10 protein-coding genes are annotated in these 13,016 nt (G+C 69.5%); 8 read left to right on the top strand and 2 right to left on the bottom strand.

Going from position 1 to position 13,016, the window contains the following annotated elements:
• Position 1 precedes the first annotated feature (1 nt).
• The 7 genes from ACFWNN_RS35990 to ACFWNN_RS35960 all read left to right on the top strand — a co-directional run bounded on the left by ACFWNN_RS35990 (position 2) and on the right by ACFWNN_RS35960 (position 9,164).
• The gene (locus ACFWNN_RS35990) at positions 2 to 871 is read left to right on the top strand and encodes a carbohydrate ABC transporter permease (protein WP_382444421.1); all 870 of its coding nucleotides are present in this window, start codon (positions 2 to 4) and stop codon (positions 869 to 871) included.
• The gene (locus ACFWNN_RS35985; protein ID WP_382444420.1) at positions 868 to 1,689 is read left to right on the top strand and encodes a carbohydrate ABC transporter permease; all 822 of its coding nucleotides are present in this window, start codon (positions 868 to 870) and stop codon (positions 1,687 to 1,689) included. The genes ACFWNN_RS35990 and ACFWNN_RS35985 overlap by 4 nt, the downstream gene beginning before the upstream one ends.
• Before the next feature lie 31 nt (positions 1,690 to 1,720).
• Positions 1,721 to 2,827 carry a glycosyl hydrolase gene (locus ACFWNN_RS35980; RefSeq protein ID WP_382444419.1) on the top strand — a complete coding sequence of 369 codons (1,107 nt, stop codon included), beginning with the start codon at positions 1,721 to 1,723 and terminating at the stop codon, positions 2,825 to 2,827.
• Positions 2,828 to 2,831: 4 nt separating this feature from the next.
• A complete protein-coding gene (locus ACFWNN_RS35975; protein ID WP_382444418.1) occupies positions 2,832 to 5,738 on the top strand; it encodes an alpha-mannosidase in 2,907 nt (968 codons plus the stop codon).
• A gap of 121 nt (positions 5,739 to 5,859) precedes the next feature.
• The gene (locus tag ACFWNN_RS35970; RefSeq protein WP_382444417.1) at positions 5,860 to 7,344 is read left to right on the top strand and encodes a PKD domain-containing protein; all 1,485 of its coding nucleotides are present in this window, start codon (positions 5,860 to 5,862) and stop codon (positions 7,342 to 7,344) included.
• Positions 7,345 to 7,356: 12 nt separating this feature from the next.
• A complete protein-coding gene (locus ACFWNN_RS35965; protein ID WP_382444416.1) occupies positions 7,357 to 8,802 on the top strand; it encodes a PKD domain-containing protein in 1,446 nt (481 codons plus the stop codon).
• 185 nt (positions 8,803 to 8,987) lie between these two features.
• On the top strand, positions 8,988 to 9,164 hold the full coding sequence (locus tag ACFWNN_RS35960) for a hypothetical protein (protein WP_382444415.1): 177 nt from the start codon (positions 8,988 to 8,990) through the stop codon (positions 9,162 to 9,164).
• A gap of 78 nt (positions 9,165 to 9,242) precedes the next feature.
• On the opposite strand, the gene ACFWNN_RS35955 is transcribed toward ACFWNN_RS35960, so the two are convergent.
• Both ACFWNN_RS35955 and ACFWNN_RS35950 read right to left on the bottom strand, forming a co-directional pair.
• Positions 9,243 to 10,682 carry a PKD domain-containing protein gene (locus ACFWNN_RS35955; protein ID WP_382444414.1) on the bottom strand — a complete coding sequence of 480 codons (1,440 nt, stop codon included), beginning with the start codon at positions 10,680 to 10,682 and terminating at the stop codon, positions 9,243 to 9,245.
• Positions 10,683 to 10,694: 12 nt separating this feature from the next.
• Positions 10,695 to 12,521, bottom strand: a complete 1,827-nt coding sequence (locus ACFWNN_RS35950; RefSeq protein WP_382444413.1) for a PKD domain-containing protein — start codon at positions 12,519 to 12,521, stop codon at positions 10,695 to 10,697.
• A gap of 270 nt (positions 12,522 to 12,791) precedes the next feature.
• Between ACFWNN_RS35950 and ACFWNN_RS35945 the strand changes: the two genes are divergently transcribed.
• Complete coding sequence (locus ACFWNN_RS35945; RefSeq protein ID WP_382444412.1) at positions 12,792 to 12,968, top strand: hypothetical protein; 177 nt, start codon at positions 12,792 to 12,794, stop codon at positions 12,966 to 12,968.
• Positions 12,969 to 13,016 lie beyond the last annotated feature (48 nt).

Below are 13,016 nucleotides of genomic sequence, written 5' to 3'. Positions count from 1 at the left end.
CATGACCCACCGCCCGTACACACCGTGGCTGTTCCTGGCCCCAGGACTGGTCGTCTGCGGCCTGTTCGTCATCTTCCCGTTCCTCAACATGATCGTGCTCGCGTTCACCGACGCGAGCGCGCTGGGCGGCGGCCAGTTCACCGGTGCGGACAACTTCGTGCGGATGGTCCAGGACCCCAAGTTCTGGGCCGCGGCACGCAACAGCGCTCTCTACATGGCGGGCGTCGTCCCGCCGCTGGTGCTGTTGCCGCTGCTGATCGCGATGCTGGTGCAGAAGATGGTGCCGGGCATCGGGATCTTCCGGACGGCGTTCTTCACGCCGGTGATCGCGTCCACGGTCGTGGTCGGGCTCATCTGGACGTGGCTGCTCGACAGCCGCGGCCTGGTGAACAGCGTGGTGGAAGCGTTGGGCGGCAGCAGGATCGGGTTCCTGACGGACTCGACGCTGCTGCTGATCAGCTCGATGGTGGTGACGGTCTGGCGCGGCCTGGGCTACTACATGGTCATCTACCTGGCCGCGCTGGCCAACGTGCCGAAGGACCTGCACGAGGCCGCGATGGTCGACGGCGCGGGACCGGTCAGGAGGTTCTGGTCGGTCACCGTGCCCAGCCTGCGGCCCACGATGGTGCTGGTCGCGGCGCTGAGCGCGGTCAACGGGTTCCGCGTGTTCTCCGAGATCTACCTGCTGTCGGGCGGCACCGGCGGGCCGGGCGGGGCGAGCACCACGCTGGTGATGCTCATCCAGTCGGTCGGCCGCGGCCTCACCGGCGAGGTCGGGTACGCCTCCGCGCTCAGCGTCGTGCTGTTCGTGATCCTGCTGGGCCTGCTGCTGATCACCCTGAAGCTCAACCGCAGGGAGGATCAACTGTGAAGCGCGCCCACGTCTTCCTGGCACTGCGCTACGCCGGGCTGCTCGCCGTCCTCGCGATCAGCATCGGCCCGTTCCTGTGGCAGTTCGCCACGAGCATCAAGGGTCCGGACGAGGACGTGTTCGTGCCCGACTTCATCCCCGACGACCCGACGTTCGCCAACTACGCCGCCGTGGCGGACGTGGTGCCGGTGTGGAACTTCGCGCTCAACTCGCTGGCGGTCGCGAGCGTCAACGTCGTCACGAACTGCCTGGGCGCGGCCATGGCCGGCTACGCCCTGGCCCGCCTCAGGTTCCGCGGCCGCCGGTTCGCCGCGGTGGTCTTCGCGAGCAGCATCCTGGTGCCGTTCGAGGCGATCATGATCTCGCTGTTCCTGGTGATGCGCGGGTTCGGCCTCACCAACACGCTCACCGGCGTCGTGCTGCCCGGCGCGATCGCCGCGCTCAACGTCCTGTTGCTGCGCAACGCGTTCCTCGCACTCCCCGCCGAAGTCGAGGAGGCCGCGATCATCGACGGCGCCAACGCGTGGCAGCGCTTCACCCGCCTCGCGCTGCCGTCGGTCAAGGGCACGCTGGTCGTGGTGGCGCTGTTCTCGTTCATGTTCAGCTGGGACGACTTCCTGTGGCCGCTCATCGTGCTGAGCGACCAGGAGAAGTACACGCTCACCATCGGCCTGGCGTACCTCCAGGGCACGTTCGTGCAGAACCAGCGGCTGGTGGCGGCGGGCACGATCATCGCCGTCGTCCCGCTCATCCTGCTGTTCCTGTTGCTGCAGAAGCACTTCTTCCGCGGAGTGGGAGAAGGCGCGATCAAGGGCTGACACCCCGAGGAGCTCAACCTTGCGTTTCGGCGTGAACTACACACCTTCCCAAGGCTGGTTTCACCACTGGCTCGACTTCTCCCTCGACGACGTCAAAGCCGACTTCGAGTCCATCGCGGGCCTGGGCCTCGACCACGTGCGGGTGTTCCCGCTGTGGCCGGTGTTCCAGCCCAACCGGGGACTCGTCCGGCACCGGGCCGTCGACCAGCTCGCGCAGATGCTCGACGCCGCGCACGACTGCGGCCTCGACGTCCAGGTCGACGTCCTGCAGGGCCACCTGTCGAGCTTCGACTTCTACCCGTCGTGGGTGCAGACCTGGCACCGCCGCAACATCTTCACCGACCACGACGTGATCGACGGGCAGCGCTTCTACGTCCGCACGCTCGCCGAGGCCCTGCGGGACAAGCCGAACTTCCTCGGGTTCACCCTGGGCAACGAGGTCAACCTGCTCACCGAGTCGAACCCCTGCACGCCCGAACAGGCCGGCGAGTGGATCGACGCGCTGCTCGCCGAGTGCGAACGGTCGGCGCCCGGCCGCCTGCACGTCCACTCCGAGTACGACGCCGTCTGGTACGAGAGCGAGCACGCGTTCCTGCCGGAGCACGCGGCCAACAAGGGCGCGATGACGACCGTGCACTCGTGGGTCTTCAACGGCACCGCGCAGCGCTATGGCCCCATGTCCGCGGAGAGCGTCCACCACGCCGAGTACCTGGTCGAACTGGCCAAGGCGCACGCCAAGGACCCCGAACGGCCGGTGTGGCTGCAGGAGGTCGGGGCGGCCCAGCCGGAGATCACCGCCGAGCAGGCGCCGCGGTTCGCCGAGCAAACGCTTGCGAACGTGCTGACCTGCTCGAATCTGTGGGGCGTCACCTGGTGGTGCTCGCACGACGTCGACCGTGCGTTGGTGGACTTCCCCGAACGCGAGTACGAGTTGGGGTTGTTGACGACGGAACGCAAGGTCAAGCCGCTCGGCGAGGCGATCGCCCGGATCGTGCGCGAGGCAGTGCACGAGCCGGTCGCGCGCACGCCGATCACGCTGCACGGCAACCGGCCCGCGTGGGGTCCGGGCGGCGCTTTCTTCGAAGAGTGGATGAGCCTCGCGCGGGACGGCGTGCGGGCTTCGATCGAGCTGGGGTGAACACGTGCACGACGAACGCGCGCTGCTGGAAGAACGACTCAACCGCACGCTGAAGGAACGCATCCGCCCGGCCGTCTACGGCGAGACCGCGCCGCTCGAACTGGCCGTGTGGACCGTGCCCGACGAGCCCGTGCCGGTCGCCGAAGCCCTGGCGGCCACCTACGAGCCCGCGCAGGTCGGCGACGACTGGGGCGCACCGTGGAGCACCAGCTGGTTCCGGCTCACCGGCAGCGTCCCGGAGGCGTGGGAGGGCAAGCAGGTCGAGGTCGTGCTGGACCTCGGCTTCACCCACCCCGGCCCCGGTTTCCAGTCCGAGGGCCTCGCCTACGGCGCGGACGGCGTGCCCATCAAGGGCATCGAGCCGCGCAACACCTACCTGCCCGTCGACGGCCGCGAGGTGCTGTTCTACCTGGAGGCCGCGGGCAACCCGACGATCCTCGACTTCCACCCGTTCCTGCCGACCCCGCTGGGCGACAAGGAAACGGCCGGCACCGAGCCGTTGTACAAGATCCTCAAGGCCGAGCTCGCGGTGTTCCAGCCGCAGGTCTGGCACCTCATGCTCGACATCGAGGTGCTCCAGTCGCTCATGAAGGAGCTCCAGGAGCACGACCCGCGCCGGCACAAGATCCTGCACGCGCTGGACCGGGCGATGGACGCGCTGGACCTCAACGAGGTCGCCGCGACCGCCGATCTCGCGCGCGAGGAGCTGGCGGGCGTGCTCACGTTGCCCGCCAACGCCTCCGCGCACAAGGTCTCCGCGATCGGCCACGCGCACATCGACAGCGCCTGGCTCTGGCCGCTGCGGGAGACCGTCCGCAAGTGCGCCCGCACGTTCTCGAACGTCACCAAGCTGATGGACGAGTACCCGGACTTCTACTTCGCCTGCTCGCAGGCGCAGCAGTACGCGTGGATGCAGGAGCACCACCCGCACGTCTGGGACCGCGTCCGCGAGAAGGTCCGGAGTGGACAGTTCGTGCCGGTCGGCGGCATGTGGGTCGAGTCGGACACGAACATGCCGGGCGGCGAGGCGATGGCCCGCCAGCTCGTGCACGGCAAGCGCTTCTTCCTGGACAACTTCGGCGTCGAGACCGAGGAGGTCTGGCTGCCCGACTCGTTCGGCTACAGCGCCGCGCTCCCCCAGCTGATCAAGCTGAGCGGCTCGCGCTGGTTCCTCACCCAGAAGCTGTCGTGGAACCAGATCAACAAGTTCCCGCACCACACGTTCTGGTGGGAGGGCATCGACGGCACGCGGATCTTCACGCACTTCCCGCCCGTCGACACCTACAACTCGTCATTGTCCGGTGAGGAGCTCGCCCGCGCCTCCCGCCAGTTCGCCGAGCACGCCAAGGCCTCGCGGTCGCTCGTCCCGTTCGGCTACGGCGACGGCGGTGGCGGCCCCACCCGCGAGATGATGGAGACCGCCCACCGCGTGGCGAACCTCGAAGGCTCGCCGACGGTCAAGGTCGAACCGCCGCGCGACTTCTTCCAGGCCGCACAGGACGAGTACCCGGACGCGCCGGTGTGGGCGGGCGAGCTGTACCTCGAGAAGCACCGCGCCACCTACACCACGCAGGCCAAGACCAAGCAGGGCAACCGCCGCAGCGAACACCTGCTGCGCGAGGCCGAGCACTGGGCCACCGCGGCCGCGCTCCAGGGCGCCGGCTACCCGTACGAGGACCTCGACCGGTTGTGGAAGACCGTGCTGCTGCACCAGTTCCACGACATCCTGCCCGGCAGCTCGATCGCCTGGGTGCACCGCGAGGCCGAGGCCACCTACGCGCGCGTGGCGTCGGAGCTGAAGGCGCTCACGACCAGTGCCATCGACGCGCTGAAGGGCGACGGCGACGACCCGCTGACGTTCGACGTGCTCGGCGGCGACGCCCCGGAACCGTTCGCCACCCCGGTGAACGGCGTGCTGGACAACGGCAGGCTGCGCGTCACGATCGACGCCGAGGGCATCGTCACGTCGATCCTCGACCTCGAGCAGGACCGCGAGGTCCTGCCCCCGCACGGGTTCGCGGGCATGCCGCAGCTGCACCGCGACAACCCGAACCAGTGGGACGCCTGGGACATCGACCCGTTCTACCGCAACTGGAAGGCAGACCTGATCCCGTCCGAACGGATCGACGGCGCCGACGGCGTGGTGGTCAGGGCCAAGTTCGGCAACTCCGTGCTCACCCAGACGATCCGGCTGCGCGAGGGCGCGAAGCAGGTCGACTTCGAGACCGAGGTCGACTGGCAGGAACGGGAGAAGCTGCTCAAGATCGCGTTCCCGCTCGACCTGCGCGCCGAGGTCTCCACGGCGGAGACGCAGTTCGGCCACCTGCACCGCCCGGTGCACACCAACACCTCGTGGGAGGCGGCGAAGTTCGAGATCTGCGCCCACCGCTTCCTGCACGTCGGAGAACCCGCCTACGGCGTCGCGGTGGTCAACGACTCGACCTACGGCCACGAGGTCACCCGCACCACCCGCGACGACGGCGGCACCACCACGACCGTGCGGCTGTCCCTGCTGCGCGCGCCGAGGTTCCCCGACCCCGAGACCGACCAGGGCGAGCACTCCTTCCGCTACGCCCTCGTGATCGGGGACCTGCCGGCCGCCATCGACGCCGGCTACCGGATCAACCTGCCCCCGCGCACCGTCCGCGGATCGCAGGCGCCGGAACCGCTGGTGCGCACGGACAACCCGGCGGTGCGGATCGAGGCCGTGAAGCTGGCCGACGACCGGTCGGGCGACGTCGTCGTCCGGCTCTACGAGGCGCACGGCGGCCGTGCCCACGCGTCGCTCAACACGTCCTTCCCGCACAGCCGGATCCAGGAGACGGACCTGCTCGAACGCCCCCTGGCCGACGCCTCGGCGGACGTGACGCTGCGCCCGTTCCAGGTGCTCACCCTGCGGTTCAGCGGCTAGGCCGAACGACGCAACTTGGGCGGGGACGCGCAACGAAACCCCGCCCAAGGCGATTGAGGTGCTGGGGAACCTCCAGCCACTGGGGGCTTGGGGGTACTGGGGAACGTGGGGGAACTTTCGCATGCCTTCATGGAGATCGATCGCGGTCGTCGCCGCGCTCGCGCTGGGAATGATCACACCGGGTGTCGCGCACGCGGCACCACCCGCCAACGACGACTTCGACGCCTCGACGCCGATCACCTCGTTGCCGTTCACCACGCAGGTCGACCGGACCGAGGCGACCAGGGCGCTCGACGACCCGAAGAACTGCGTGCAGTGGCCGGCCGAGGGGTCCGTCTGGTTCCACCACACCGCCGCCGAGGACGGCATCTACCGCGTCACCACCGACGGCAGCGACCTCGACGTGAAGCTGTCGGTGCTCAGCGGCACCCGCGGTGAGCTGCAGTCCGTCGGGTGCTCCGGCCCCGGAGGCCCGTTCACCTTCCGCATGACCGCCGGCCAGACCTACTACTTCATGGCGGCCGACGGCTACGACGGCCGCGGCGCCACCTTCAAGATGTCCCTGCAGCGGATGGCCCCCGTGGCCAACGACGACTTCGCGAACGCGCAGCAGGTGACGTCGCTGCCGTTCAGCGCGCCGCAGCCGGACTTCACGCTGGCGAGCGCGGAGCCGGACGAGCCGTGGACCCCGGCGTGCACCGGAGTCCGCGAAGGCACGCCGACCGTCTGGTACACCTACACGCCGACCACGACGCAGTGGGTCCACGGCCAGATCAACAACTCCGGTCCCGTTCTCGGGGTGTACGAGGGCTCGTCCCTCACCGACCTGCGGAACCTCGGCTGCGTGAACCCGAGCTACTACGACGGCAGGTCGTTCCAGTTCGTCGCCGGCCGGACGTACCGCCTGCAGTTGCAGTACAGCTTCTTCTCGGCCGACAACGCGACGCTGCGGCTGTCGGAGGCGGCCCCGCTGCAGACGAGCCTGTCCCGCGTCTTCGACGAGCGGTCGATCTTCCAGGACGTGAACCTCTCGGTCTACCACCAGAACCAGTACAACCAGCCGGTCAGCACGGAGTGGGACTTCGGTGACGGCACGGTCCTCCCGCCGAGCACCGACACCGCGAAGTCGCACCGCTACACCAAGGACGGCAGCTACACCGTCACGGTCAAGGCGACGTCCGAGGACGGCCGCACCGCCACCTCGTCGTCCCCCGTCGTGGTGAAGACGCACGACGTCGGCATCGCGAAGCTCGCCACGCCGGGATCGGCGCGGGCGGGCGACCAGAAGCCGGTCAACGTGCAGGTGTCGAACACCCGCTACCTGGAGAAGGGCACCACGGTCACGCTCTACAAGTGGGGTGAGTACGGGTGGCAGTCGATCGGCACCCTCTCGCTCGACGTGCCGGCCCACCCGATCCGCAAGGTCACCTTCCCGTTCTCCTACACCTTCACGGCGGAGGACGCGGTCAGGGGCAAGGCGAACTTCCGCGCCACCGTCTCGCTGCCGTACCCGGCCTTCGACGCGCTGCCGCTGGACAACGAGGCGATCTCGACCGCCACGACCGTCCGTCCCGCCGCCACCGCCGCGTCCGCGACCGCGAACTGACCAGGGGGAGACATGTTCAGACGGGCAGGCTTGACCGCCATCGCACTCGCCGTCGCCGCGGTGTTCGCACCCGCCGTGGCCCACGCGGCACCGGCCGGTGACGACTTCGACTCCGCCGCGGAGATCACCGCGCTGCCGCACAGCGCGACCCTCGACACCACCGGCTCGACCAAGGCCGACGACGACCCGAACCCCTGCTACTTCTGGGGCAAGGGCTCGGTGTGGCAGAAGTACACCGCGCCGAACGACGGACTGCTGCGGGTCTCGGCCCGCAGGGGCGCCTTCGGTTCGATGCTCGCCGTCTACACAGGACAGCGCGGCGCCCTCGGCCTCGAACCGAACGGGTGCGTCCAGGACGGCGGCTACACGGTGCACGCCAAGGCAGGCACCACGTACTACTTCATGGTCGTCGACTACAGCGACCAGTACAGCGGCCCGCTGTCGTTCACGCTGCGCCAGGCCGCGCCGGAACCCAACGACGCCCAGGCTTCGGCGACGGCGGTGCAGGTGCCGAGCACCCAGCAGCCCGACCTCACCCTCGCCACCGCCGAACCGGGCGAGGCCCCGCCGACCTGCGACACCACGGCGACCAGGTCGGTCTGGTACCGCTACACCCCCACCCAGGCCAAGGTCGTCGAGGTCTCGGGCACCGTGATCAGCGTCCACCGCGCGGGCGAGACGGCCGAGCTGGCGTGCGCGCAGCGGTACTCGAGGGCGCTGTTCCCGGCCGCCGCGAACGAGACCTACCTGATCAGGGCGGCCACGTCCGAGACGGTGACCGACAGGGTCCAGGTCCAGTTCCGGACCGCCCCGGCCATCACCGCCTCCCTGTCCACCTGGCCGGACCGGCCGACCGTGCTGAGCGACACCACGCTCGGCGTGTGGGCCGGCGACCTGAACTCCCTGCCGCTGGCGAGCGCCACGATCGACCTCGGCGACGGCACCGTCCTGCGCGCCGACAGCGGACGGGTCGTGCACAGGTTCACCAGGGACGGCGACTACCGGGTCACGACGACCGCCACGGTCGCCGACGGCCGCACCGCCACGAACACGAGGACGTTGCAGGTCAGGACGCGCGACGTGTCGGTGGCGGCTCTGACGGTCCCGGCCTCGGCACGGGCGGGCCAGACCAAGCCGATCAAGGTGTCCATCGCGAACACCCGCACTGACGAGGACGTCACCGTCACCCTCTACCGCGTCGGCGCGAACGGCCAGCAGGAACGGACGATCGGCAGCCTCACGCAGCGCGTCGCGGCGTCGGCGCAGGGATGGACCGAGTTCCCGTTCGCCTACTCCTACCGCGAGGAGGACGCGACGGCGGGCCAGGTGACGTTCCGGGTGCGCGCCGAGGTGAGCGGCTTCGGCTGGAGCGGTGACGACAAGGGCGACGACAACGAGGCCCGCGCCACCACCACGTCCGTCCGCCCGGCGGCCGGAGGCAGCGCACTGGCCAACTGATCGCGGCCTGCGAGGAAGCCCTCGTGTCACGACCCCTCAGGTCGCGGCACGAGGGCTTCGTCGTCCGCGCCTCAGGCGCGGGTAAGGGGTTCCGCGCCGACGCCCTGGGTGATCGTCCGATGTGAGGGGTGACCCCTCAGGAGCAACCTCAGCGTTGTCGGAAAACGCACTGAGGAGTGAGTCAGATGGAGTGGACGCCCGAGGCGATCAAGGCGGAGATGGACTACCGGCAGACCGCGCTGCGTGAAGACGCACGGCGGGTGCAGGAGTTCTACCGCAACGGCGGCAAGCCACGCTCGTGGTGGCACCGCATGACACACCGGCACGAGCCCGAGGTTCCCGCCGGACCACGGGCTGCCTGATGCCGGGGGTGGCCGCAGGGGGTGCGGTTCCTCTCGTCCAGGAACCACACCCCCTGCGGCCTTTCACGCTTTCCGGCGTCAGGTCTGCGCCGGACGCAGGACCGAGGTGGCCCGTGCCTCGTTGTCCTCCGGCTTCGCGTCCTTCGTCCCGATGACGGTGTGGGCGACGACGGCGCGGAACGTCACCTGCCCGTCGGTCGCGTCCTTGCCGGTGTAGGTGTAGGCGAACGGGAACTCCGTGGTGACGCCCGGCGAGACCTGCTGCGTCAGGCTCCCCATCAGCTCGTCGTTCCCGCCGGCCGGGTTGACGCGGTAGAACCAGACCTTGACCTCCTCGGTGCGCACCCGGCTCGTCGCCGCCACCTCGATCTGCTTCGTCTCGCCGGGCGTGAACCCGGCGGGCGCCGTGAGTCCGGTGATCGCCACGTCGTGCGTCTCGACCCGCACCGTCGTCGTCGCGGTGCCGGTGCGGCCGTCAGCAGTCGCACCGGACACGGTGACCACGTAGTCACCGTCCCGCTGGTAGCGGTGCGAGTAGTACTCGCCCTGCACCGGCACCGAGGTGCCGTCACCGAACGAAAGGGTGCCGCTCACCAGTTTCCGTCGGTGCGAGTCACCGGCGTACACCGAGAACCGCACCTCGTCGCCCGCCGCGGGGAGGCCGTACCGGCCGGCGTCCCAGGTGATCTGCGGGGCCAGCGGACTCGCGGCACCGATCTTGAGCTCGAAGTCGCGGGCGTTCTGCAGCGAGTCGGCGACGCGGATCAGGTAGTTCTCGCCCGCGGTCGCGGCGAACACGGCGTCCCCGACACCGGCGAAGCAGTCCAGTTCGGACAGATCGGTGGCGCGGTGCACGCTGACCGTGCCGTAGCTGCTGCCCGCGCTCACGTACCGGGTGCGGGTAGCCGTGTAGCGGTACCAGACCGACTGCGTCGCCTGCGTGTTGCAACTGGGCGGCACCTCACCGGGTTCGGCGCCGGCCAGGCGCAGATCACCGGTGTGCGTGGCCGGCAGGGTCGTCACCTTCGCTGAGGCACGGTTGTCGTTCGGCTCCGGCGTCAGCTTGCGCAGGCTGAGCGTGAGCGGTCCGCTCTCCCACGAAGCACTTTCCCGCACCACGACGTAGTAGGTGGTCCCCGCCGTGACGTGGAACGTGCTCTCGGGTGACGACGACGCGCAGGAGCCGGGCACCTCGGTCAACGCACCGCGCTGCCCGGTGAGCACGGCGAACGACACGTACTTGCGGTCGCTGAGCAGCCGCAGCCGCACGATCCCGTCGGCCGGCGCGGTGTGGCGCAGCCACAGGGTCGACTCTCCGACGCGGCCGCAGACGTACGGGTCGTCAGGCGCCTTGGTGGCTCCGGTGGTGTCGAGCGCGCCGGTGAAGGGCAGCGCGGTGATCTCGGTCGCGGCGTCGAAGTCGTCACCGGCGGGTGCCGCGAGCGCGACACCCGGTGCGAGCGCCGCGATCACGGCCGCGGCAAGAGCCGCGAGCGAAACGCGCAGGAGCTTTCTCATGATCCCCCCAGATCAGTTCAGGACGGCGGCGGTCGCCGACGGTCCGACGGTGGTCGCCACCGCGATCACGTCGTTGCCCGCGGCTCGGGTGTCGGAAGACGACGTCAAACGCACGGTCGCGCGGAACGCCACCTTGCCGATCCGCGCGTCCTCGGCGGTGAAGGTGTAGGCGAACGGGACGTTGATCGTGGCGGACGCGGGCAGGTCGATGGTCTGCTCTCCGAGCGGCAGCCAGGAGAGGCGGTCCAGCCGGGTGAACGTGACGACCGCCCGCTCGGCGAACGCGTCGTTGCGCACCTGCACGGTGATCGCCTTCTGCTCACCGGCCGCGGCCGTCGCCGGAGCGGTGAACTTCGTGATGCCGGCGTCGTGCGCGGCGGCGGGGGTGACCAGGTCGATGGTGGTCGGGATCGAGATGACCTCGTTGTCCTGGCGGGAGTCCCTGTCCGAGAGGTACACCACGGCGCGGAACGAGATCTTTCCGACCGCCGCGTCCTCGGTGGTGATCCGGTGGGAGGCCGAGACGTCGGTGGTGCTGTCCGCCGCCATCTGGACGGTCTTCTCGCCGATGAACCTCCACCCGAAGGCCTGGTCGCTCCGGTAGAACTCGACTCGCGGGCTCGCCGCGTACCGGTGGTTCGCGAGCCCGACGGTCACCGTCACCGGCCTGCCCGGCATGGTGAGCGCCGGTGTCTTGAACGACGTGATGCCGACATCGCGCGTCTTGACCACGACGTTCTGCGTGGCCGAGGCAACGCGCCCGTCGGCCGACTTCGACCGCACGGTCACCGCGTACGTGCCGTCCGCGGCGTAGTGGTGCTGCTGTTCCTTGACGCCGGTCGCGGGCAGGGTCGTGCCGTCACCGAAGTCCCACTCGGTGGTGATCGACGAGCCGTAGTCGTTGGAGTGGCTGACGGTGAACGTGGTGGCCTTGTCGTGGATCGACTGGTCGCCGTAGGGCGCGTACCCCAGGAACGTCCCCAGCTCGGGCGCGTCGAACAGCCCTATCCTGGCGAGGCTGTGTCCCTGTCCGGCGAGCTGGAAGTGATAGGTCCTGCCGGCCGTCAGTTCGACGACTCGGCCGCTCAGGTCGGCACCGCTGGCACAAGCGAGCGCACGCAGGTCCTCGACCGCCGTCCCCTCGTACACCGTGAGGTAGGCGTTCCCGGTTTCGGCGAGCAGGAACTGGTTCTGCTGGGGCGTGTAGCGGTACCAGACCGAAGCGGCACCTTCCCAGGCGCAGCTGCCGAAGGGTTCGTCGGGCTCCGCGGACGCTGCCGAGAGGTCGGGCCGCTCCGTGGTGGGCCCGAAGGGCAGTGACGTCACGACCGTCGCGTCGGCGAACGCGTCGTTGGCGGGGACGGCCACGCGCTCGACGGACAGCCGGAAGGGCCGGTCGGACGTGTTGTTGTCGTTGACCAGCAGGTGGTAGGTGGTGCCCGCCTCGACCCGCAGGGTGGCCGGCCTCGACCCGTCCCAGGAGCAGTTGTCACCCGCGGGACGCCTCAGGTCCCCACGTTCACCGGTGTAGGCGGTGACGGGCAGGCCATCACCGTCGCCGCCGGTGCCGAACCGCAGAAAACCGTCCTCAGTGGCCGTGTAGCGGAACCACACGGTGCGGGCCACGTCGCGGTGGCTGCAGTCCGACGTCGGATCGTCGACGTCCCGCGTGGCCGAGTTCGCGTCTCCGTCGGCCGCGAACGGCAGGGTGGTGATCACCGTTGCCGCGTCGAAGTCGTCGTTGCCGGGTGGTTGTGCGTGCGCCACCCCCGGAACCAGTACCGCCAGCATCGCCGCGGCGATGCCGAGCACGGCCGCGCGTGATCTGGAAAAGGGCATGCCTCTGTTCCCCCAAGTCCCCCAGGACTCCGCCCTGCGTTCGCGGAGCTCAGCAGACCTAAGCAAACCAGACCGTGATCAGGAAAGTCCGCTGTGTCCGATTGCACCGTTCGGCAGCGCCCTTACCCGGCCGCGGGGCACCCGCCGCACGTGTGCGGCGGGACTGTGTAAGGGGTCCGCGGCGACGTCCTGGGTGATCGTCCGATGTGAGGAGTGACCCCTCAGGAGCAACCTCGGCGTTGTCGGAAAACGCACTGAGGAGTGAGTCAGATGGAGTGGACGCCCGAGGCGATCAAGGCGGAGATGGACTACCGGCAGACCGCGCTGCGCGAGGACGCACGCCGGGTGCAGGAATTCTACCGCAACGGCGGCAGGCCCCGTTCGTGGTGGCACCGCATGACACACCGGCACGAGCCCGAGGTCCCCGCCGGACAACAGGCCGCGTGATGCCGCGGAAAGCCGCAGGGGGTGTGGTTCCTGGTCCAGGAACCACAC

The sequence above is a fragment of the Lentzea sp. NPDC058450 genome (assembly GCF_042721395.1).
Classification (GTDB): Bacteria; Actinomycetota; Actinomycetes; order Mycobacteriales; family Pseudonocardiaceae; genus Lentzea.
Note: the sequence above shows the minus strand (reverse complement) of the source record. Positions and strands in the feature narration are given on the sequence as shown.